This is a genomic window from Eisenbergiella tayi (assembly GCF_001881565.1).
GTDB lineage: Bacteria > Bacillota > Clostridia > Lachnospirales > Lachnospiraceae > Eisenbergiella > Eisenbergiella tayi.
Genome location: NZ_MPDJ01000001.1, coordinates 1009000 through 1031933 on the forward strand (window position 1 = coordinate 1009000; position 22934 = coordinate 1031933).

23 protein-coding genes are annotated in these 22934 nt (G+C 48.7%); 5 read left to right on the plus strand and 18 right to left on the minus strand.

What is annotated here, in order from left to right:
• Positions 1 to 57: 57 nt before the first annotated feature.
• The 4 genes from BLA28_RS04140 to mtaB all read right to left on the minus strand — a co-directional run bounded on the left by BLA28_RS04140 (position 58) and on the right by mtaB (position 2771).
• Positions 58 to 318 carry a DUF1292 domain-containing protein gene (locus BLA28_RS04140; RefSeq protein ID WP_009251467.1) on the minus strand — a complete coding sequence of 87 codons (261 nt, stop codon included), beginning with the start codon at positions 316 to 318 and terminating at the stop codon, positions 58 to 60.
• A gap of 48 nt (positions 319 to 366) precedes the next feature.
• Positions 367 to 861 (minus strand): Holliday junction resolvase RuvX, encoded by a 495-nt coding sequence (gene ruvX, locus BLA28_RS04145; RefSeq protein WP_009251468.1) that lies wholly within the window; start codon positions 859 to 861, stop codon positions 367 to 369.
• A 73-nt stretch (positions 862 to 934) separates the two neighbouring features.
• A complete protein-coding gene (locus BLA28_RS04150) occupies positions 935 to 1210 on the minus strand; it encodes an IreB family regulatory phosphoprotein (protein ID WP_009251469.1) in 276 nt (91 codons plus the stop codon).
• 124 nt (positions 1211 to 1334) lie between these two features.
• Positions 1335 to 2771: a tRNA (N(6)-L-threonylcarbamoyladenosine(37)-C(2))-methylthiotransferase MtaB gene (gene mtaB / locus BLA28_RS04155; protein ID WP_069156600.1), complete on the minus strand. Its 1437-nt coding sequence runs from the start codon at positions 2769 to 2771 to the stop codon at positions 1335 to 1337.
• A 136-nt stretch (positions 2772 to 2907) separates the two neighbouring features.
• Between mtaB and BLA28_RS04160 the strand changes: the two genes are divergently transcribed.
• Positions 2908 to 3138: an HPr family phosphocarrier protein gene (locus BLA28_RS04160; protein ID WP_009251471.1), complete on the plus strand. Its 231-nt coding sequence runs from the start codon at positions 2908 to 2910 to the stop codon at positions 3136 to 3138.
• Positions 3139 to 3500: 362 nt separating this feature from the next.
• On the opposite strand, the gene thiI is transcribed toward BLA28_RS04160, so the two are convergent.
• The 5 genes from thiI to BLA28_RS04185 form a co-directional block, all read right to left on the minus strand.
• Positions 3501 to 4694: a tRNA uracil 4-sulfurtransferase ThiI gene (gene thiI / locus BLA28_RS04165; protein ID WP_069156109.1), complete on the minus strand. Its 1194-nt coding sequence runs from the start codon at positions 4692 to 4694 to the stop codon at positions 3501 to 3503.
• A gap of 91 nt (positions 4695 to 4785) precedes the next feature.
• Positions 4786 to 5946, minus strand: a complete 1161-nt coding sequence (locus BLA28_RS04170) for a cysteine desulfurase family protein (RefSeq protein WP_009251473.1) — start codon at positions 5944 to 5946, stop codon at positions 4786 to 4788.
• 77 nt (positions 5947 to 6023) lie between these two features.
• Entirely contained in the window at positions 6024 to 6803 is a 780-nt protein-coding gene (locus BLA28_RS04175) for a 16S rRNA (uracil(1498)-N(3))-methyltransferase (protein WP_044964198.1), read from the minus strand.
• A 19-nt stretch (positions 6804 to 6822) separates the two neighbouring features.
• The gene (prmA, locus tag BLA28_RS04180) at positions 6823 to 7812 is read right to left on the minus strand and encodes a 50S ribosomal protein L11 methyltransferase (protein WP_069156110.1); all 990 of its coding nucleotides are present in this window, start codon (positions 7810 to 7812) and stop codon (positions 6823 to 6825) included.
• 164 nt (positions 7813 to 7976) lie between these two features.
• The gene (locus BLA28_RS04185) at positions 7977 to 8624 is read right to left on the minus strand and encodes an NUDIX domain-containing protein (protein ID WP_069156111.1); all 648 of its coding nucleotides are present in this window, start codon (positions 8622 to 8624) and stop codon (positions 7977 to 7979) included.
• A gap of 263 nt (positions 8625 to 8887) precedes the next feature.
• Between BLA28_RS04185 and BLA28_RS04190 the strand changes: the two genes are divergently transcribed.
• On the plus strand, positions 8888 to 10057 hold the full coding sequence (locus BLA28_RS04190; protein WP_069156112.1) for an MFS transporter: 1170 nt from the start codon (positions 8888 to 8890) through the stop codon (positions 10055 to 10057).
• 144 nt (positions 10058 to 10201) lie between these two features.
• On the opposite strand, the gene dnaJ is transcribed toward BLA28_RS04190, so the two are convergent.
• From dnaJ to BLA28_RS04230, 8 genes are all read right to left on the minus strand, one after another.
• Positions 10202 to 11374: a molecular chaperone DnaJ gene (gene dnaJ / locus BLA28_RS04195; RefSeq protein WP_009251478.1), complete on the minus strand. Its 1173-nt coding sequence runs from the start codon at positions 11372 to 11374 to the stop codon at positions 10202 to 10204.
• A 100-nt stretch (positions 11375 to 11474) separates the two neighbouring features.
• Entirely contained in the window at positions 11475 to 13349 is a 1875-nt protein-coding gene (dnaK, locus tag BLA28_RS04200; RefSeq protein ID WP_009251479.1) for a molecular chaperone DnaK, read from the minus strand.
• Between the two features lie 59 nt (positions 13350 to 13408).
• Complete coding sequence (gene grpE / locus BLA28_RS04205; protein ID WP_044964192.1) at positions 13409 to 14131, minus strand: nucleotide exchange factor GrpE; 723 nt, start codon at positions 14129 to 14131, stop codon at positions 13409 to 13411.
• Between the two features lie 36 nt (positions 14132 to 14167).
• Entirely contained in the window at positions 14168 to 15202 is a 1035-nt protein-coding gene (gene hrcA / locus BLA28_RS04210) for a heat-inducible transcriptional repressor HrcA (RefSeq protein WP_069156113.1), read from the minus strand.
• A 328-nt stretch (positions 15203 to 15530) separates the two neighbouring features.
• Positions 15531 to 16109, minus strand: coding sequence for a DUF6465 family protein (locus tag BLA28_RS04215; RefSeq protein WP_141702870.1), 579 nt, complete (start codon positions 16107 to 16109; stop codon positions 15531 to 15533).
• A 103-nt stretch (positions 16110 to 16212) separates the two neighbouring features.
• On the minus strand, positions 16213 to 17625 hold the full coding sequence (locus BLA28_RS04220; protein WP_009251483.1) for a sensor histidine kinase: 1413 nt from the start codon (positions 17623 to 17625) through the stop codon (positions 16213 to 16215).
• A 2-nt stretch (positions 17626 to 17627) separates the two neighbouring features.
• A complete protein-coding gene (locus tag BLA28_RS04225) occupies positions 17628 to 18344 on the minus strand; it encodes a response regulator transcription factor (protein ID WP_009251484.1) in 717 nt (238 codons plus the stop codon).
• Between the two features lie 338 nt (positions 18345 to 18682).
• The gene (locus tag BLA28_RS04230) at positions 18683 to 20374 is read right to left on the minus strand and encodes a Na/Pi cotransporter family protein (protein ID WP_044964187.1); all 1692 of its coding nucleotides are present in this window, start codon (positions 20372 to 20374) and stop codon (positions 18683 to 18685) included.
• A gap of 466 nt (positions 20375 to 20840) precedes the next feature.
• On the opposite strand from BLA28_RS04230, the gene BLA28_RS04235 reads away from it, so the two are divergent.
• The 3 genes from BLA28_RS04235 to BLA28_RS04245 all read left to right on the plus strand — a co-directional run bounded on the left by BLA28_RS04235 (position 20841) and on the right by BLA28_RS04245 (position 22455).
• Positions 20841 to 21287 (plus strand): LytTR family DNA-binding domain-containing protein, encoded by a 447-nt coding sequence (locus BLA28_RS04235; RefSeq protein WP_069156114.1) that lies wholly within the window; start codon positions 20841 to 20843, stop codon positions 21285 to 21287.
• On the plus strand, positions 21284 to 21697 hold the full coding sequence (locus tag BLA28_RS04240; RefSeq protein ID WP_069156115.1) for a hypothetical protein: 414 nt from the start codon (positions 21284 to 21286) through the stop codon (positions 21695 to 21697). The genes BLA28_RS04235 and BLA28_RS04240 overlap by 4 nt, the downstream gene beginning before the upstream one ends.
• 86 nt (positions 21698 to 21783) lie before the next feature.
• Positions 21784 to 22455, plus strand: coding sequence for a flavin reductase family protein (locus tag BLA28_RS04245; RefSeq protein WP_081329834.1), 672 nt, complete (start codon positions 21784 to 21786; stop codon positions 22453 to 22455).
• Positions 22456 to 22531: 76 nt separating this feature from the next.
• Here the strand turns inward: BLA28_RS04245 and BLA28_RS04250 are convergent, their stop codons facing one another.
• Complete coding sequence (locus tag BLA28_RS04250; RefSeq protein ID WP_009251489.1) at positions 22532 to 22933, minus strand: hypothetical protein; 402 nt, start codon at positions 22931 to 22933, stop codon at positions 22532 to 22534.
• Position 22934 lies beyond the last annotated feature (1 nt).

Here is a 22934-nt window from a genome sequence, read left to right on the forward strand (position 1 = left end):
GCGGCCGGCAGGAAAGCTTCCCCGATGTAAAATCTCCTGACTGCACAAACACCCGGATTACTTTTCCAGGTCGATATCATCCAGCATATCGGAAAAAATTTCTGCCACCGCATCCAGTTCGCGTTCGTCATCCACGATTTCATAGATGGCATCTTTATCTTCAGGAGCGGAAATATCCTTCAGAATCAGGGCTTCCCCCTCTTCCTCATCCACCGTATCGGTGACAAGAATATAATCACAGCCGCCCAGTCTTGTCTGCTCTAATACATAAAATTCAGTCTTTTCGCCATTTTCCAGGCTAAATTCGATTTTATCCAAATTTCTTTCCTGCTTTCTTCTGCTTCTGTAAGCCGGGGCCTGCAGAACCTAAAGGCCTGGTTCCATGGGAATCCCGCTTCTTTCCTCTTTGGACACGGCCTGTTCCAGCACGCCGTCCTCTCTGTTCCTTCTGTAATCCAGATATCCCTGCAGAATAAGAACCGCAGCGATTCGATCCACATGCTCTTTCCTGTTTTCCCTGCGGATTCCCGCCTCTATCATGGTACGGTCGGCAGCCACAGTGGTCAGCCGCTCATCCCAGAACGTGATTGGGAGGGCGGTACGGCGCATCAGCTTCTCCGCAAATTCCTTGGTGAGCGCCACACGGTCCCCTTCGGAATCATTCATATGCTTGGGATAGCCCAGCACAATTTCCTTTACCTCATACTCTGTAATCAGTTCTTCTATCCTGGCCAGCGTCTGGCGAAGTTTATTTTCTTCTTTTCTGCGGACAATTTCTATTCCCTGAGCAGTAATCAATAAAGGGTCACTGATGGCAACACCCACCGTCTTTGACCCAAAATCCAGTCCCATAATACGCATACATTTCCCGTCCTTTTCCGACACGGTACATAATACCGCGGCACCGGGCACTCTAAGTGTCCGGCACCCCGGTTTACTGCCTGTCCCAGTTATTATTCTTTATATATTCCTTGAGCATCTCCTCCACCAGTTCATCCCGCTCCGCCCGCATGATCATGCCGCGGGCATTTTTATGGCTGGTGATATAGGTGGGATCTCCGGACATAATATATCCAACTATCTGATCAACCGGGTTATAGCCCTTCTCTGTAAGCGCTTCATAAACCGCAGCCAGAATGACCTTCACGCCATTCTCCGGTTCTTTTTCCACTTTAAAATACTGTGTGCTGCCAAAATCCTGGTCCTGCATCTTAAACTCCATTCCGTCAAACTGTCAAAAATACCTGTTCTATATTATCTTACTCTACTTTGCAAAAAATTTCAATGTATTTCATGTACGCCCCTGTCCGTGACGCCACAGCTTACGTATTCGCTCAGCTCTCCAGCAGGAGAATTTCCTCTGTCAGAAGCTTCACAGCCTTCCCTGCCACCAGCATATTTCCCTCTGCCTTCTCATCCGGCACGGCTGCCTTCACATACGTATCCGTATGACCGATACGGTACCTTTCCCCGTTGATTTCCCTGGCTTCTTCCGTTAAAATCGTAATTTCTTTCCCTATGTAGCCTTTCCGGTAGGCAGCGGACTGTCTCTTTTCCAGCTCCAGCAGCTCCCCGCTCCTCACAGCCTTCACCGCCTCCGGCACCTGATTCTCCATGGAGGCAGCCACAGTGCCCTGACGCCTGGAATATTTGAAAACATGCATTTCAAAAAAATCCACTTTTTCCAGAAAACGCCTGGTAACGGCAAATTCCTCTTCCGTTTCTCCCGGAAAGCCCGTAATTACATCCGTCGTAATTGCCGGATTCCCAAAAACCTGACGCAGAAGCTTCACCTTGTCATAGTATTCCTCAGTGGTATAATGTCTATTCATTCTTTTTAAAGTTTCATCACAGCCGCTCTGCAGGGAAAGATGAAAATGAGGACACACCTTGGGAACCGCCGCCAGGCCATTCACAAATTTCTCCGTAATAATCCTGGGCTCCAGCGACCCCAGACGGATCCTCTCAATCCCGTCCACCTCAGCAATTTCACGCACCAGATTCAGCAGATAAGCCCTCTCCATAGCCGTCCCGCGCAGATCCTTTCCATTTTCCAGATAATCACCATCCGACTTATCAATAAAATCCATACCATAGGAACTGATATGAATCCCCGTAAACACAATCTCCTTATACCCCTCCCGGGCAAGCCCCCTGACCTCCTTCAGGATATCCTCCTGCTTCCGGCTGCGCACCCGCCCCCTGGCATAAGGAATGATACAATAGGAACAGAACTGATTACAGCCGTCCTGGATTTTGATATACGCCCTGGTACGCTGGGACGCTCCCCCATCCTCCTTATTCCACCCCGAAAGCGACATTTCCTCATAAGCCTCCTCCCGGGAAATATCCACCACAGACGTATGATGAAGCGTCTTCACATCCACAGCAGCATCCCTGTCCGCCTCAGCCCTATTCCGCTCACGCTCCTCAAGAAAAGCCTCCAGAATCGGCAGAAGATCCTTCTTCCGGTTATTCCCCACAGCCAGGTCAATACTCCCGTCCAACAGAGCCTCTTCCTTCCCCGTCTGCACATAACACCCCACAGCAACCACCACCGCATCCGGGTTCCGCTTCTTCGCCCGATGCAGCATCTGCCTGCTCTTCCGATCCGCAATATTAGTCACAGTACACGTATTTACGATATATATATCTGCTTTATCATCAAATGGTACAATCATATATCCGCTTTCTTGTAACTTTTGTCCGATTACCTCTATTTCATAGGCATTAACTTTACAGCCCAAATTATGCAATGCTACACTTTTCATATTATTCCCCGCTTTTTTTGTCATGTTTGATGCTTGACTTTTACCCCCCTTCCCTTTAATATGTAAGCAGAAGGTATAAGACAACATAACCGTTCTACCGGATATAGTTGTTCAACAAATAAGGAGGTAAAACAAAATGAAAACCGTTAAGATTTCATTAAATTCCATCGATAAGGTAAAGTCATTTGTGAATGATATTACCAAATTTGATTATGACTTTGATTTAGTATCCGGAAGATACGTAATCGATGCAAAATCAATCATGGGCATCTTCAGTCTCGACTTATCCAAGCCGATCGATCTGAACATCCATGCTGAGGATAACTCTGACGAAGTTCTGGAAGTACTTAAGCCCTACATGGTTTAATTACCTTCCACCACTTCCCGGTAAATTATCATGGAAAAAAGGGCAAGAACCCTCGTTGTTGTGCAGGAGGGAGACTTGTCTTTTTTTTGCCCCTACGAGCCGGGCGCAAAGGAAAAAATGAAAGCTGACCGGAATACAGATAATCGCCCCACATTATCTGCATTCCGGGCAGTTTTTATTTTTTCCTTTGCATGCGGCGACAGCCGCAAAGTTTCAGATTCCCCGGAGGGGAGTCTGAAACCTGCCCGGCGGACTACCGCACCCTACCCCTCTCCTCCCAAAAGCGATGGGGCAGCGCAGCGCCCCCCAAGCCTACCCTCTCCCTCCCAAAAGCGATGGGCGCCAGCCCGAGCCTCCAACTCCTACTCCTCTCCCCCCACAATCACCATCTCCTTCGTCGCCAAAGCCGCCTCCACCAGCCCCTCGATCTCCTCACCCAAAAACCTCTCATGCTTCCGGATCACATTCACATTAGGCTTCGTCACCGGATGCTTCGCCACAAAGATCGTACAGCAATCCTCAAACGGCAATATAGAAGTCTCATAAGTCCCAATCTTCTCCGAAATATCAATAATTTCCTGCTTATCCATCCCTATCAGCGGCCGATACACCGGCATCGTGCAAACCTCATTCGTAGCCGCCAGCGACTGCATCGTCTGAGAAGCCACCTGCCCGATACTCTCCCCCGTAATCAGCCCCAGACACTCCGTATCCGCCGCGATCCTCTCCGCGATCCGCATCATATACCGCCTCATAATAATCGTCAGCTCATCATGAGGGCACTTCTCATAAATATGCAGCTGAATATCCGTAAAATTCACCACATGCAGATAGATCGGCCCGCTGTACTTAGCAACCTGCTTCGCCAGATCCACCACCTTCTGCTTCGCCCTCTCACTCGTATACGGCGGCGCATGAAAATAAACCGCGTCTATCTTAACCCCTCTCTTAGCGATCATATACCCTGCCACCGGTGAATCAATCCCACCCGATAACAGCAGCATCCCCTTCCCGTTCGTCCCAACCGGCATTCCACCCGGCCCAGGGATTTCAATCGAATAAATATAAATCTTCTCCCTGATTTCAATATGCAGCATCACATCCGGCTTATGCACATCCACCTTCATCTCCGGAAACGCATTCAGCAGCACGCCTCCCACTTCCCCATTGATCGTCATGGAATCCAGCGGATAATTTTTTCTTGCTCTTCTTGCATTCACTTTAAAGGTCAGATGCTTGTCCTCATAAACCTCATCCATATACTGCACAAGAGTACCGCACAGCTTATCAAACCCTTCATCCTCCACCTGCACCATGGGACAGATATCCGCAATGCCAAACACCTTCTTCAGATGTTCCACCGTCTCATCATAATCATACTCCTCAGACAGCACATCCACATAAATTCTTCCCCTGGTACGATGAACCGCAAACTGCCCCTCGCACCGCTTCAGCGCATACCGAATCTGCCTCACAAGAGCATCCTCAAAAATCCCCCTGTTCTTCCCCTTCACACCGATTTCCGCATATTTAATCAAAAATGCCTTAAAAACCATTTCTCATCCTCCGTTTCCGCAGCCGTTCCTTCCCGGCCTTCCATTATCCCAAAAAACCTTCCGTCCGGCCCTTAAGGCCGGACTTAAGGTCCTACCTCCTGGTAAACCTGCGCAGCATGGGTACAATCTCATACAACGCATTCAACGTGTACCTGATTTCCTCTTCTGTAGTAAACACCGACATGCTGAAACGAAGAGTGGAACCCATAAGCTCTTTATCCAGCCCGATAGCACGCAGTGTTGCCGACGCCGCCGTTCCCGGCTTATTAGAAGAGCATGCGCTTCCCGAGGATACATAAATCCCCCGCTCCTCCAATGCATGCAGCAGAACCTCGCTGCGCACTCCGCGGAAGGAAACACTGATCACATGCGGCGCGCTGTCCCGTCCGGTCAGCCCGTTCACCTGCACTCCGTCCAGCTGCATCACGCCTTCGATAAACATCTCCTTCAGCGCATACAGCCTGTTTACGTCACCTTCCAGATTGAGATACATCTCCTCACAGGCTTTCGCAAGTCCGGCAATCCCCGGTACATTTTCTGTACCCGAGCGCATGCCTCTCTGCTGGCCGCCCCCGAAAATAATCGACTGGATCTTCACTTTTTCATTGATATAAAGGAAACCGACGCCCTTGGGCCCATGAATTTTATGACCGCTCACCGACAGCAGGTCAATTCCCATCTTTTTCGGCAGAATCCTGAACTTACCGAATCCCTGCACCGCATCCACATGGAATAAGGTTCCGGGATTCATCCGCTTAATCAGCATCCCTGCTTCCGCAACTGGCTGCAGAGAACCGATCTCATTATTGGTATGCATAATCGATACCAGAATCGTATCCGGCCGCATCGCACACTGTAAATCCTCCAGCCGAATCCGTCCATAGCGATCCACCGGCAGATAAGTCACTTCAAAACCCTGCCCCTCCAGGTACTGCATTGTCTGCAGGATGGCAGGGTGTTCAATAGCTGTGGTAATCAAGTGCTTTCCTGCCCGGCAGTTCGCAAATGCACATCCGATGAGGGCAAGATTATCCGACTCCGTACCTCCCGAGGTGAAAAAGATCTCCTTTTCATTTACCTTCAGAGTTCTTGCAATCACATCTTTGGCATAGCGCAGATACTGCTCTGCCTGCACTCCTTTTACGTGCATACTGGATGGATTGCCATAGTCCTGACACATAACCCGGGTCATGATAGCCGCCACGCTGTCAAAACACTGTGTGGTAGCCGAATTATCCAGATAGCATTCCATATTTTTTCCCAACTTTCTGTATTTATTTTTTGCCGGTAAAGAAGCGCGGACTCCTCTATCGGAATCCGCCTAACATATTATATGCCTGGCTGCCCTAATTGGGAACTCTCAGGCCCATCCCCTTCCAGTTGGTACATGATCCAGGAAAGCACCGTAAATCCGGCAGTTTCCGTACGCAGAATACGCCTTCCCAGCGTTACGGGTACAAATCCGCAGGCAGAAGCTTCTTCCACCTCTCCGTCCTCAAAGCCGCCTTCCGGCCCGATAAAGACCGCCACAGACTGGCCGGGACGTATCTTCCCGATAAGCTCCTTCGTTTTTCCCATTCCCTCCGCCAGTTCATAGGGAAACAGCTTCACATCCATTTCCGAAGCAAACCTCAGTGCTTCCCCCATGGACATCACAGGCATAACCTCCGGTATGATCCGGCGCTTGCTCTGTTTGGCCGCAGCCTCCGATATTCCCTGCCATCTGGCCAGCTTGTTCTTTTCCTTTTTGGCATCCAGCTTTACCACACAGCGTTTGGCTGCCACAGGTATCACGGCGAAAGCTCCCAGCTCCACCGCCTTCTGGATAACCAGCTCCATTTTATCTCCCTTGGGCAGAGCCTGAAACAGGTAAATCCTGGACGGGAGCTCCAGTCCGTCTTCCTTCACAAAACGCAGCGTACAGACCACTTCATCCTCCAGGAATTCTTCGATTCCGCAGCGGTACTCCAGTCCGTCCATCCCGTTGCTCACAGCGATTTCTTCCCCGATCCTCATGCGCAGTACATTTTTTATATGATTTACGTCACTCCCGGTAATTGTGACTCTTTTTCCCTGAATCTGTCCGGGTTCCACAAAAAACTGATACATCCCTTATCCGTTTCTCCCATCAAACAGGCTTCCTGGCAGTCACTCCCACCCATTCGCCCTGATGAGCCACCTCAACAACCTCCAGTCCCGCCGCTTTCACAGCTTCCACAACCACAGCTTCCTTATCGTCAATAATGCCTGAGGTAATATAAATCCCTCCCGGCTTCATCTGGTTTACTATCACAGGAGAAAGCGCCACAAGCACATCCGCCAGAATGTTGGCCGCCACAATATCATAACAGCCATAACCCACCCTGTCCTGAATTTCCTTTTCTGTGATGATATTCCCTATCATCATCTCAAAGTTTTCCGGATCGATATGGTTGGATTCCAGATTTTCCCGTACCGCCTCCACCGCGCAGATATCCAAATCCGTACCCACCACTCTCTGAGCGCCGAACATCAGAGCCAGGATTCCCAGAATCCCGCTTCCCGTACCCACATCAAGAAGTACGGTATCAGGAGTCACATATTTTTTCAGCTGCCTGATGCAGAGCTGGGTGGTTTCATGCATTCCCGTCCCGAAGGCTGTTCCCGGATCGATATGAAGGACCATTTTCCCCTGATCCTCCTCCTCTACCGTTTCCCAGGAAGGGATCACGAGCAGATCGTCAATATAAAACTGGTGAAAGTACTGTTTCCAGTTATTAATCCAGTCAATATCCTCCGTCTCCTCCACCTCGATGCTTCCTTCGCCGATATCACAGAACGCACGAAGTTCTTCCAGCTCCTTCCGTACACTCGCCATTACCGCCTTTTCGTCCGTATCCTCTCCGTTTACCTGCAGCCGGCCGTCCTCTGTTTCCTCCACAAAAAAACTGAGCCAGGCGATGCCGTCATCCTCCGGCCCGTCCGGAAGGATATCCACGAACATCTGCTCCTTCTCCGCCGCTGTGAGCGGCACCTTGTCCTCTATCTGCGCCCCCTCCAGGCCAATATCATAAAGGGTGCTTATAATAATATCTTCCGCTTCGGTCACCGTCTTGATCTTAAATTTTTTCCACTTCATTTTATCATCCGCTCCTTACAACGGTTCCCCGTTTTCCGGGGCTTTTCCTGCCCCTGCAAGGGGCTCGCAAACTACATACCAGTTAATTATCTTATCATAAAGAACCTCTGACCACAAGGATTTTGGCGGATTTAATGGACATACCCATCCCTCTGGCACAGCAGTTAAGACAAGTCTGCCCCATTCCCCTTCGGCTTCATCAAAAAGTATTTATCCAATCCCATCCGCACCGTTTCTATATGATCAAAGGCCAGCCCTCTCTCTTCCTTTACATCAAACAAAGGTCTGCACCTGTATTCACAGTCCTCTTCAGCCGCCACCCTGTAGGAAAAGCTGACTCCTGCGTTCTCGGACCACAGACAGATCCGTTCCTCATCTCCTGCCGTTTCCCTGCGGACCCGGAACCACTCCGCCTCGGCGGCATCATCCCCGGCCTGTACCTTAAGGCCGCTTCCGTCTATGACGGCCATATAGGCCACAGAAATAATCCGGCTGCGGGGATCCCGTCCCGTCTCCCCGAAGGTATAGAGCTGTTCCAGGTACATCCCCTTCACGCCGGTTTCCTCCTCCAGTTCACGGGCCGCCGCATCCCTCAGGGATTCCGTTATTTCCACAAATCCTCCCGGCAGCGCCCAGCAGCCCAGGAAGGGATGATTTTTCCTTTTTATCAACAGCAGCCTTATACTTTCCTCCCTGTTATCCACAGCGAATATCAGCATATCCACGGTCACGGACGGCCGTTCATAATCCCCGGGCCGGTAATTCTTAAGAAACTCCTCTTCCGTAAGGCCGTTCTTATCCACCAATTCCATATAAAACCTCCATTCTCCGACGCCTTTGCCGCCGGCTCTCCTTTTTCCATTACGGGGCAGGCGTGAGCTGTCGTCCTTTTTCCCTTCCCCGGTTACCGTTCAGCCGCGCTCCGTGCCTCGTGCCTTGCGCCGGCCGGTTTGCCTTCCCTATATTTTATCACAGGGCTGCTCTTGACACCAGTAACCTTCTCTTCTATAATCAAGAGACGAATCTTTATTAAGTATATTTATTAAGTTTGGACTGCAGCGAAAGGAAACACGCTATGATGACTTTACTCCTGATTATTATCTACATATCCTTTATCAGCCTGGGGCTGCCCGATTCCCTGCTGGGATCCGCCTGGCCTGTTATGTACGGGGAGCTTCAGGTTCCCGTCTCTTTTGCCGGCATCATCTCCATGATTATTGCCGGAGGCACCATTATTTCCAGCTTTTTCAGTGAAAAGATCATACGCCGTCTGGGAACCGGCCCGGTTACCGCCATAAGTGTATTCATGACCGCCGCCGCTCTGCTTGGCTTCTCCCTGTCTCATTCCGCCTGGCTTCTCTGTATCCTTGCTGTTCCCTACGGTCTCGGAGCGGGAAGCGTGGACGCCGCCCTGAATAACTTCGTGGCACTGCATTATAAAGCGCACCACATGAGCTGGCTTCACTGCTTTTGGGGAATCGGCGCAACCGCCGGGCCATTTATCATGTCCCTGTGCCTGAATACGGGAAAAAGCTGGCACAGCGGCTATATGACCATTGCCCTGATTCAGATCATTCTCACCGTGTTTCTTTTCCTTTCTCTTCCTCTGTGGAAAAAACAGCAGGCCGGCACGGCTACAGAGGAAAACGGAGTACAGAATACTTCTCTCTCCTTTTCCCGGGTGCTGCAGCTTCCCGGGGCCAAACCAGCCCTGCTCTGCTTCTTTGGCTATTGTGCCCTGGAAGCCTCTGCCGGACTGTGGGGAAGCAGCTATTTTGTGCTCGCCAAAGGAATACCCGCAGAAAAGGCCGCACAATGGACCTCATTGTTTTATTTCGGGATCACCTTCGGCCGTTTTATCAGCGGTTTCCTTTCCATGAAGGTTTCCGATAAAAACATGGTACGACTGGGGCAGGCCGTGGCGCTTATTGGCATTCTTGTACTCTGCCTCCCCTTCGGTCCCCTTTCTATCTGCGGCGGATATTTCCTTATCGGCCTGGGCTGCGCTCCCATCTATCCCAGCCTTCTCCATGCCACGCCCGCGAATTTCGGCCGTGAATATTCCCAGGCTATCATGGGAATCCAGATGGCCTGCGCCTACGTGGGAAGCACCTTTATGCCCCCTTTATTCGGCCTCATCGCCCAATATGTAAATATCAGGCTGTTCCCCTGTTTCCTTCTTCTCTTTGTCATACTCATGGTTATAACAGCGGAAAAGCTTAAAATTAAATCAGAAGTCTCATAAAAATATGGCCTTTTTATACGAACAAAAAAGACGGCCGGCATCGTCTGCAGTTCCCCTTAAGGAACGCAGCCATGCCGGCCGCCTGAAATTCGGGATGTATCCTTTGTTTCCGGTCTTTATCTCAGTCTCTTGCTGTTCTGCACTTTATTTCCAGAATCCTTTTTTCTTCTTTTCCTTACCCTCCGGAGCTCCGTTATCACCCATCTTTTTCGCTGCATTCAGGCTGTCACCGGATGCTTCATCGAATTTCTTCAGCAATTCCTTTGCCTCACCGGAAAGCTTATCAGGCACCTGCACTACCAGGGTTACGTAATGATCGCCCCTTACCTCTTTGTTGCGCAGGTTGGGAACACCCTTTCCTTTCAGCCGGATTTTCGTATCCGTCTGGGTTGCGGGCTTCACGTCATATATAACCTTGCCGTCCACCGTATCGATAATTACCTCGCCGCCCAGGGCAGCTACCGCAAAGGATACGGGAACCGTGGAATAAATATTGTAGTCCTGACGCTGGAAGATAGGATGACGGCCTACAATCACTTCCACAAGCACATCACCGCGGGGACCGCCGTTGACACCCGGTTCTCCCATACCGGCCAGACGCTTGCACTGGCCGTTGTCAATTCCTGCGGGTATATCCACTTCAAAGCGTTTCTTCATGGGCACATAACCGCTTCCATGACAATCCGCACATTTTTCTTTTATTACCTTGCCGGTACCGTTACAGTCCGGACAGGTCTGGACATTACGCACCGTACCGAAGAAAGACTGCTGGGTGAATACCACCTGGCCCTTACCGCCGCATTTAGGACAGGTAATAGGCTGTGTACCCGGCTTTGCCCCTGTTCCATGACAGGTCTTACATTCTTCCTTTACATTCAGCTCTATGGTCTTGGAGGTGCCGAACACCGCCTCTTCAAAGGTTATATGGACACTGGTACGTAAATTTGCACCTTTCATGGGTGCATTGCTGGCTCTGCCGCTTCTGCGTGAACCGCCGCCAAAGAAATCGCCAAAGATATCACCGAAAATATCGCCAAAGTCTGCACTGTTAAAATCAAAGCCGCCAAAGCCGCCGCCGGCTCCTCCGTCAAAGGCTGCATGGCCGAACTGGTCATACTGTCTCCTTTTTTCCGGATCACTCAGTATGGCATATGCCTCTGATGCTTCTTTAAATTTCTTTTCAGCCTCCGCATCTCCCGGATTCATATCAGGATGGTATTTTTTGGCGAGGACTCTGTATGCCTTCTTAATCGCTGCGTCATCAGCATTTTTTTCAACGCCTAAGACTTCATAATAATCTCTCTTTTGTTCCGCCATAATTGCCTCCCTTGGTTCTGCCTCAACTGAGCAGAATCACTATTATCTGAACGCAACGCTAAGGGACACTGCAGTGCCCCCTAGCGTTGTATTATTAAGCTTAGACCTCTCTGAAATCACCGTCGATTACATCATCTTCCGGTGCGGAACCTGCATCAGCTGCACCTGCACCTGCCGCACCGCCCATATCCGGGCCTGCACCGCCTGCAGCCTGAGCCTGCTCATAAACCTTGGAGAACAGGGTCTGTGCACTCTGCATGAGTTTTTCCTGAGCCGCCTTCATATCTGCAACCTGGGATTCTGTCATTTCCTGATCCTTGGTCTGATCCAGCAGTGTCTTCAAAGCAGTTAAATCTGCCTGTACGCTTGCCTTATCAGCCTCAGGAATCTTATCTCCCACATCTTCCAGAGCTTTTTCTGTCTGGAATACAAAGGAATCTGCTTCATTTCTGGTATCAATTGCTTCTTTTCTCTTCTTATCCTGTGCTTCGTATTCAGCCGCTTCCTTCACTGCCTTGCTGATATCATCCTCAGACATATTGGAGCCTGCTGTAATAGTGATATGCTGTTCTTTTCCTGTACCCAGATCCTTGGCAGATACATTTACGATACCATTGGCATCGATATCAAAGGTAACCTCAATCTGAGGCACACCGCGTCTTGCCGGCGGGATACCATCCAGTCTGAACTGGCCCAAAGATTTATTATCTTTTGCAAACTGTCTTTCACCCTGAAGAACATTGATGTCAACTGCAGTCTGGTTATCAGCTGCTGTGGAGAAAATCTGGCTCTTCTTGGTAGGGATAGTGGTATTTCTTTCAATCAGCCTTGTAGCAACGCCGCCCATGGTTTCAATGGACAGAGACAGAGGAGTAACATCCAGAAGAAGGATATCGCCTGCGCCTGCATCGCCGGCCAGCTTTCCGCCCTGAACGGAAGCACCGATGGCTACACATTCATCCGGGTTCAGTGTCTTGCTGGGCTCATGGCCTGTCATTAATTTTACCTTATCCTGTACAGCAGGAATACGTGTGGAACCGCCTACAAGCAGTACCTTGCCCAGTTCAGATGCAGATACTCCCGCATCCTTCAGAGCGTTCTGAACGGGAACCGCGGTTCTTTCCACCAGGTCATGTGTCAGTTCATCAAATTTGGCTCTTGTCAGATCCATATCAAAGTGCTTCGGGCCGTCTGCAGTAGCTGTGATGAAAGGAAGGTTGATGTTGGTGGTAGTTGCGCTGGAAAGCTCTTTTTTCGCTTTCTCTGCCGCTTCCTTCAGTCTCTGCATTGCCATCTTATCGCCGGACAGGTCAATGCCTTCCTGTCTCTTGAATTCGCTGACCATCCAGTCAATCACTTTATTGTCAAAATCATCGCCGCCAAGACGGGTATCGCCGTTTGTAGCAAGAACCTCGATTACGCCGTCGCCGATTTCGATGATGGAAACATCGAAGGTACCGCCGCCAAGGTCATATACCATGATTTTCTGTTCTTTTTCATTATCAAGTCCATAAGCAAGCGCTGCTGCCGTAGGCTCATTGATAATACGCTTTACATCCAGGCCTGCAATCTTGCCTGCATCCTTGGTAGCCTGACGCTGAGCATCGTTGAAATAAGCAGGTACGGTAATAACCGCTTCATTTACTTTTTCACCGAGGTAGTTCTCTGCATCCGCTTTCAGCTTCTGAAGAATCATAGCGGAAATTTCCTGAGGGGAATATTTCTTTCCGTCAATGTCTGACTTGTAATCGCTTCCCATATGTCTCTTGATGGAAGCAATGGTTCTGTCCGCATTGGTCACTGCCTGACGTTTCGCAGGCTCGCCTACCAGCCTCTCGCCGGTCTTTGTGAATGCCACCACACTGGGGGTTGTTCTTGCACCTTCCGCATTAGCGATAACGGTGGGTTTGCCACCTTCCATAACTGCAACACAGCTATTTGTTGTACCTAAGTCGATACCAATTATTTTACTCATAAGTCTCCTCCATTCTACCGCTTTTTCGCGGCTATTTCATCAGGCAAAGCCTGAAATACTTAATTTGCCACTTTAACCATACTGTGTCTTACCACAGTATCATGATATGTGTAACCCTTCTGGAATTCCTCCACCACGATGTTTTCATCGTATTCTTCATCCTCCACATGCATTACCGCATTATGGAAATTGGGGTCGAATTCCTGGCCGACGGCTTCGATGGGCGCAACTCCCATGTTATCCAGTTCGGTCATCAGCTGCTTATATACCTTGTTCATGCCTTCCACAAAAGCAGATCCTTTTTCTTCTTCAGGAACGGTTGCCAAACCTCTTTCAAAGTTGTCAACCACCGGGAGAATCTTTTCAATCACGCTTTTGGCTCCGGTTTCGAACATTGCTGACTTTTCTTTATCCGTACGTTTTCTGAAATTTTCAAACTCTGCCATCTGACGCTTTACCCTGTCTTCCAGTTCGTCAATTTTGGCTTTAAACGCCTCTTCTTTTTTATCTTTTTTCTTTTTCTTGAAGAAGCCTTCCTTCTCTCCGGCCGAATCATCATCCTGCGAAGCATCGCATTCCGCTGAATTCTCACTGTTATCTTCTTCAAAGCCACAGGCCTTACAGCCTTCTCCGGAATCCCCGCCGCTGTCCGCAGCTTCTGTTTCCTTATCCGGATTCATTTCGGCTTCCCGGGAGTCCTCACAGGCTGCATCTTCTCCGGCTTTCGCCTCAGAAGCAGTGTCCATTTCTTCCTCCATGTTCCGGTTGTCTTTATTTTCCATCTTCTGCTCCACTCCATTCTGTGTATATGACACTTTCTATTTTTTCTTATAAAGCGTATCCAGCTGAGTCATAAGATTCTTCAGGATTCCCACTACCTTGTCATAATCCATCCGCTTGGGCCCGATAATTCCTATCGTTCCCTTCATTCCCTCGCCCAGCTCGTAAGTAGCCGTCACTATACTGCAGTCCTTCATTGTTTTCACCGGCGTCTCATTTCCGATATATACCTGGATTCCCGTACTGCTCTCATCTGCCAGTGTTTCCTGAACGATCTGATTTAATGCCTGTTTTTCTTCAAAAGTGGTAATAAGCTGTCCGGCCAGCTCCTTATCCGCAAGTTCCGGATATTTCAGGATGTTGTTCGTGCCGCTCGTATAAATCTCCAGGTCCTCATCCGCCTGTATGGCTTCCGCCACCGCATCGATGATTTCTCCTACCATATCGCTGTGGATTCCTGCCTGCTGTTTCAGATTGGCTATCATTCCCAGATTGATTTCGTCCAGGGACTTCCCGTTCAAATGGGTATTCAGCAGGATATTCAGCTTCAATATGGTTTCCTGGTCGGGCGCTTCTTCAACATGAAGCATGGTGTTCTTAATCATATTGCCTTCCACCACTATAACCGCCAGTACCTGGTGTTCATCCACCTTGGAAAGCTGAATGAACTTAAGCTTATTTCCATGATAAAGCGGCGATGATATCATTGCCGCATAGTTGGTGTTCACTGCAAGAACCCTGGCAACCTGCCGGAGAAGATGATCCATCTTATCTTCCTTCTCCACGAGAAGCTCCTTTAAATCGGCCACTTCCCGATCCTTCTCTTCCAGCATGCTGTCAACATACAGCCGGTAGCCTTTGTCGGAAGGAATCCGGCCTGCAGAGGTGTGGGGCTGGAGGATATATCCTAATTCTTCCAGATCTGCCATTTCATTGCGAATAGTGGCTGAACTTAAGTTCAAATCCGTATATTTGGAAATCGTCCTGCTTCCTACCGGTTCTCCTGTCTCCAGATAGTTACGGATGATTGCCTGCAGAATTTTCATTTTGCGTTCATCCAGTTCGTGCTGCATTACCTCACCTCATTTCGGGTTGTTAGCACTCAACCTTCAGGAGTGCTAACACCTTCTGAACATACATTATCACTTCTCCTATACGTTGTCAACTCGTTTTTTGAAATAAATTAATGAAAAAAGTGTGAAGAATCTTAAGGAATTCGAATGAAAAACAGAGGCTGATACGCCCTGCACGGCGGCTCTGTGCCCGGCAAAAGAAACGCCACATCCCCTGCAGGCTGAAGAACGGTGCATAACGGATTCGAAATCCGCCCTTCAGGGGATATGGCGCATAATGACGTGAAATTGTATTTTTATGTATTCCTAATAAAGTCCCGGCTGTTTTTTAAATAGCAAAGCTTCCTGTTACATCCCCGTTGATCACGTAGTAAACACTGCTTTCTTCGGGCTTCACATAAAGCTCCACATCCTTGAAATCCGCTTCGTTCTTTCCCAGATCATATTTCCACACATCCTTTGCGATCTTCACAAGATCCTCTGTGGAATAAGATTTTCCGGCAAACTGTACGGTTACGATTTCCTTTGCCTCTGCCTTTGCAGCTGCGGTCTTTGCAGGCGCTTTCTTTGCTGCAGGCTTAGCAGCGGAAGCGGGCTTTTCAGCTGCGGTTTTTTCTGCAGCAGGCTTTGCAGCCGTCTTCTTGACAGGTGCCTTCTTAACAGCTTCTTTCTTCACGGGTTCCTTCTTAACTGTTTCCTTCTTTACCGTCTCTTTTTTCACGGTTTCTTTTTTGACAGGCGCCTTCTTTGCGGGTGCCTTCTTTTCTGCGGGCTCTTTTACAGCTGTCTTTACTGCCGGTGTCTTTTCAGGCTCTTTGGTGTCGATTTTCAGTGCATCAGCTTTCGCAGTAATTTTTTCAACAGGTTCTGCAGTTTCCTTTGCTGCGGTTTTCTTCATTTCTGCCATAATTTTCTCCTCCTTTAGACCCAGGTACTTCGTCCAAGCACAACACACAAAGCAGTAATATACCTGAATACAGGAACCAGTTTACCGCAAAGACGGGCAGTTGTCAACTTTTCGCCTTGTTTTGGGCAGAAAAGGGAATTGTTACCGTAAAGCAGCTCCCCTTTCCAGGGGTGCTTGTGAGTTCAATATGTCCTCCGTAGAACTCCACGATATGCTTCACAATGGATAATCCCAGACCGGTTCCGCCCATCTTTTTGCTCCGGCCCTTATCCACCCGGTAAAACCGTTCAAATACCCTTTCCTGCTCCTCTTTGCTGATACCGCAGCCGTCATCCCTTACCCGGATACACATATCAGGGCCTTCTGATGAAATCTCCACCCATACGTTTCCTCCCGGGTGGTTGTATTTAATGCCGTTGCTTACCAGGTTCATGATCAGCTCCCGGAGCTGTTTGGCGCTGGCCTCTATGGTGAGAGGCTCACATTCCTTATGCAGTGTCACCTGATATTCCGCGGCAATGGGCTCCGCCGATTCAAAAATTTCCGTAAGCAAAGGCGCGATGCGCACCATGGAATAGGTAACCTCCGCCTCTTTGGCCTCCAGGCGGGATATCATGAGGATATCGTTGATAAGGTTGGTCATATTGTCCGTTTCCTTCAGTATCCGGGCAATAAAGTCCTTTTTGGTGGCTTCATCCTTCACAAATCCCTGATCCAGCAGTTCCGCATAGCCTTTAATGGAGGTGATGGGTGTTTTCAGTTCATGGGACGCGTTGCTGAAAAATTCCTGCCGTATCCTTTTTTCCTTCTCCAGACGATCCATATGTTCCCTGATTTCTGCCGCCATCTTCATGGTAGTCTGCGAAATCACGTTTAATTCCTTGTATTTATACTGCCGGAAGGTAAAACTGGGGTTTTCCCCCCGCACCTTTACCATTTCCCTGGAGATTTCATTCAGAGGGGTGGTGATGGTGTTGGTAAACCGTACGGCTATTATTACGCTTATTACAAAAGCGATCCCCGTGCCGAGAAGCAGAAGCGGAAATATCAGTATCATGTAATCCAGCATATTGGTATAAGGTACGGACATACGGATCACATAGGGGCCTTTTCCGGAACAAATGGCCACATACAGCATACTTCTGCCCAGGCTCGCCGAATAGCGGGATGAAAAACCGGTACCGGTCTTCAATGCTTCCTTCACTTCTTCCCGTTCCAGATGGTTTTCCAGACTTTTCGGCTGTTCGATTTCGTTATCGGCCACCACCGTACCATCCTCAGTTATGATGGTAATCCGGGACTGCTCATCCATAGTCGCTTCATGCAGCCGGAGCAGCTGTTCCTGCAGATCACCCTCGTAATCCAAAGCATAATCCACCACATGCGCAGTATTGATCATGGACTGCCTGTTATTCTTCAGCATATTTTTCCCGATAAAGTAATAGGAAAAAACACTGCTGACCGCAAGGGCCAGCATGAGTATCGCCACGAACCGGAGTAAGATTGCACGCTTCATCTTTAATTTTCCTTATTATCATTTTCCTGGGGGATCACAAAACGGTATCCCACACTGCGGATAGTCTTTATGTACTTGCTTCCTTCCTCACCCAGTTTCTGGCGCAGGGTCCTGATATGAATATCCAGCGTCCTTGTTTCAATATCCGCCGAATAATCCCAGAGCTTATTGAGAAGCTCATCCCTCTCAACCACCCTTGTCCGGTTGTCAATCAAATACATAAGCAGTTCATATTCTTTATAGGTCAGGGAAACCGTCTCCCCGTTCATAACCACTTCTCTGGCCGCCGTATCCACCGCAAGGCCGCCCATTTTTATCTTGCCGGTCCCATGTACAGGCTGCTGCTCCGCCGAACGCCGGAGAAGGGAACGGATTCTCGCCGCAAGCTCCAGCACTCCGAAGGGCTTCGTTACATAATCATCGGCTCCCCCGTCAAGGCCCACCACCTTATCGTATTCCTTATCTTTGGCAGTCAGCACAATGATAGGGATATTTTTTATCTCATCATCCCTGTTCCTGATAAGCCGGATAGCAGAGAGCCCGTCCATACCCGGAAGCATCAAATCGAAAACGGCAAGATCCGGCTGTTCTTTCCCCACCAGCTCCAAAGCCTCCTCCGCCGTTTCAAAAGCCAGGACCTGATAGCCATAGCCCTCCAGCGCAATTTTCACAAGATTCCGGATATTCTCATCGTCCTCAATAACAAATATTTTCTGCATGATTTTCTCTCCATTCTGCTCTGCTGTTAAACGTAATGACTCCGCCCTCCCACATCCGGCCAGTGTTCCCCATTTCCTGCCCGGCGTGCCTCAGTCCCTTCCGGGTGCGGGCAAAGAGGATCCTGTGAGGGCCGTCATAAACACGCCGGTCCTTACGCTGCGTCTTTTGCAGCGTTAGTACCGCTGCGTGTTTATCCGAACGAAAGTGTGCCCTCTAAGGACCTCTTTGCCCGCGCCCGGAAGGGACTGGCGCACGCCGGGCAGGAAACGGGGAACACAGGCCGGATGTGGGAGGGCGGAGTCATTACTGTTAAACCCAAGATTCCGTTATCAGTATATCACTCTTCATCCAATGCAGGAAGTCCCTTACCGGCTTCGCTCACCACGTAACCGGCTATATTGGTGGCATGGTCGGCTATCCTTTCCAGGTTACTGATCAAGTCAAGGAATACCACGCCGCTTTCGGGCACGCATTTTCCTTTTGACAGACGCTGGATGTGCTTTTCACGAAGCTCATCCTCCAGCTTATCCACGTTTCTTTCATAATCCGCTTCCTGCATGGCTTCGCTTGCGCTGGAGAATTCTCTCGCTTTCAGGGCGCTTTCCAGGGCGAGTATGGTTTCCTCGGCAATCAGCTTCATATCCTTGAAGCCCTTCTTGGAGAAGGTCACCTCGTCTTTACGCATGTTATCTGCCAGCTCGGCGATATTTTCCGCATGATCTCCCACTCTTTCCAAGTCGCTGACCGTATAGAAAAGGTTCTTGATCACCTGATGCTGTTCCTCGGTAAGTGACAGATTGTCCACTTGTACCAGAAAGGCCGTCATTATCTTTTCCATATCATTGATGGTTTTTTCGTTCTGAAATACGGAACGTATGGTATCTTTATTTCCTGTTTCAATACCCTCCAGGGCTTTTTTCAGGTTTTCCAGGGTAAATTGTCCCATTACGTTGACTTCACCGAGAACGGCGTCCATGGCGAAAGCAGGATTTCCCAGAATACGTTCATCCAGATGTCTGCGCATTTCTCCCGCGGCACTGATTTCCGGCTGTTCGTCCTCTTTGTTATCTCTTATTATATAGGTAGAAAGCCGTACCAGCTTATCTGCAAAGGGAATGAGCATAAGTGTATTGAGAACATTGAATATGGTATGGAAAATTGAGATTTCCACACTGTTTATGGTGGACGCTCCCCAGGCCTTATTAAAGCTGAACAGGATAAACATGATAATTCCGAAGACCACCGCTCCTATTACGTTGAAGAGAAGGTGGATACAAGAGGCCCTTTTTGCATTTTTTCCTGCTCCCGCGCTGGAAAGAAGGGCGGTTACGCAGGTTCCTATATTCTGGCCCAGCGTAATAAATACGGCTGACTGCCAGTTCACCACACCATTGAGGGCCAGTGTCTGAAGTATGCCTACCGAAGCGGAAGAGCTTTGAATGATGGCAGTAACCACGGTTCCTGCCAGGATAGCCAGCACGGGATTTTTACCGAGTACCGCGAATGCCTTCGCAAAAACAGGGGCTTCACGATAGGGTTTGATTGCATCAGACATAAAAGAAAGGCCGATAAACAGAATACTGAAGCCAACCAGGATTTCCCCGATTTTCTTCTTTTTCTCACTTTTTGTAAAAAGGACAAGAAATGCACCGATGCCCAGCAAAAGAGGGGCAAAAAATTCGGGCTTCATAACGCTGCCCCACTCGCTCATGGATACGATCCATGCGGTTATGGTGGTACCGATATTTGCCCCCATAATAACGCCCACGGCCTGGGTCAGTTCCAGCATTCCGGCATTAACAAAGCCTACTACCATGACTGTTGTGGCGGAAGAGCTCTGTATAATGGCAGTTATCCCCGCTCCTACGAGAATAGCCATCAGCCTGTTTTTTGTCAGAAAGCTCATCAGCTTCTGCATTCTTCCACCGGCAGATTTCTGAAGGCCGTCGGCCATGATATTCATTCCATAAAGGAACATGCCGAGACCTCCGATGAATGAAAATAACATTCCTACATCATTAATAGACATTCCAACTCTCCTCTGCCCTCATCAACGGATATCGCTGTCTTCCACTCAATCGAAATCCTGACGTCTCCCTCATTCCGCTTCGGGGCGGTATTTATTTTTTCATTGGTTTTACAATTGAGAAAAAATAACCATACTTTCTCATTGTCCACCTTTATTTTATCAGGTGTATGTAAAGTACACGCTTAGGTTATGTAAAATCTATGTAAAATATGATGAGAAATGTTAATTTCAGGACGCTCCTCACCGATAGAGGGCATTTTACCCGCTGTCAGGGTATTTTATACCCCGTCATATTGAGTTTCTCTTTTCTGCCCATTATAATGACATCATCAACACAGAAGGTACCTGTACTGTTGACCTCCGCGGCAGCCGTCAGGGCGGACGGGCGCGAACCAAAGGTTTGCCCGGCTCTGTCCCGCTGCCCGCGGAAATAAATGACACCTGTTTATCCAGGAAAGGAGTTCCCATGAAACTGATTGTCAATCAGGATTTACAGATTCCCGAAACGGAAATTACCATACGATGCGCCTGCATGGATTCCCGGCTGGAACGTTTAATAAACCAAATACGCCAATACGCCTTTTCCCTGACCGGCTATCAGGAGGATAAGGAATATCAGCTGCCGCTGGATCAGATTTTTTTCATTGATACCGTGGACGGCAAAACCTTTTTGTACCTGGAGAAGGAGGTCTATACCTGCCGGGATACCCTGACCAGCCTGGAAGAACGGCTGTCCCGCACCTCCTTCACCCGAATCAGCAAAAGCTGCCTCGTCAATACCAGCTTCCTTAAGAGTGTACGCCCGCTGTATAACCATCGTCTGGAAGCCGTACTGCAGAATGGAGAAAAACTGATTATCACCCGAAACTATATTGAACCGCTGAAAGAAAAGCTGAAAGGAGCAAATTTATGAAAGATATCATCTCAATCCGCATTCCCTCCATATGCATTTGTTTTACCCTTGTAACTGTCGCCAACTCCGCATTAAATCTTCTGCATAGCGGAGGAACGGATATGTACGCTATTTCTATCCTGCTTATTTTCGTCTGGCTTGTCCTCTGCCAGTTAATTGATGCCGCCATTTGCAGGATTGATTTCAAAAAATGGATCCATTACTGCATCACGGAATCCCTCATCCTTTATCTGGCCACGTTGGTTTTCTGCCGCGTCTTTTACTGGCATTCCTTTACCGTAAGGCAGCTGATCATGTATACTGTCGTTTTTGCATTTGTTGATATTTTCATCTTTTCTTATTTCAGGAAACGTCAGGAAATGCGGGCGGATGAAATCAACAGACTTCTTAATAAGAAGGATGCGGTATGATTTCATTTTTTAAAAGATATGACTGACATGACATATAGCTGACATGTTTGTCATGTTAGTATGGAAATAAAAAGGGGGCATATTTTATGAAAAAAGAAATTGCTGTTACTGAAAGGCCGGAGATATTTACGGAGCAATATCTGGCAGCCTTCGGGAATATGTCATGGTATGATTTTGTAACGGCCATGCCGTCGCTGGTATTCGTGGTCACAGGCTGGAAATCGAACGGTAAGGAAAATGCCTGCCTGCATTCCTGGTCTTCCTTTGCGGGAAGCGGGGCCGACAACTTTATCTGTATCCTGGGAAAAGTCAATAAAGACGGGCATATGTATCAGTCTCTGAAAGAAACGAAGGCGTGCGTGTTAAATTTCCCTTCAAACGATATTTATGACCGCTGTATTAAAACAATTGGCAATAACCAGTTTGAAACGGATGAAATCACCGCCTCAGGTTTAACGGCGGAAGCTGCCTTAAAAGTTAATGCGCCGCGGATCAAAGAGTGTTTTTTGAATATCGAATGTGAATTTTTATGGGAGCATGAGCTTTTTGAGGGAAGCCGGGAAGCGGCGGTTGCATTAAAAGCGGTCAATATCTGCATGGACAGCGAACGCTACGACCAACGCAGGCTTGGCAGATACGGAAAGAACGGTTTTTTATTTCAGATTGACCAGCCGACGAATCCGGAAACAGGAGAAACAACACCCTTCGGCCCCGGAATAGTGGAGCAGGGCAAGCCTGTTCCCTGGATTACGGAATGAGCATAATCCCGGAGAGGGCAAAAGCAGCGAATGCCTTTGCCCTCTCCGGGATTTCTGTATATTTTATATCCATGCTTCAGAATTTATTTTCCGGCCCGAATACTTTATCCGCAAGGCCTCTGCAGAAAGGTACATTCGCATCCTCTCCCCTGATTACATTTAGCAGGCCAATGAGCGCGAGAATCAGAATCACCAAAGTAACAAGAGCTGTTATGATTCCAAAAATTCCGGATAATACCGTACCCAGGAAGGGAATCCGGTAGCTCCAGGAAACAGCGCCGATGATAACGGATACAAATCCCGATATCAGGGAAAGGAAAAATGCCTGCAGGGTCTGTCTGGTAAGCCATTCATCCTGTACCGCAACTATGGAAAATCCCAGCAAAAGACCTCCCAGAAGCGTCTGCCCTAAAATAGCGAATACAAATCCCAATACTGCATAAAAAGTAATACTGATGCCGAACCGATCTTTTTTCATA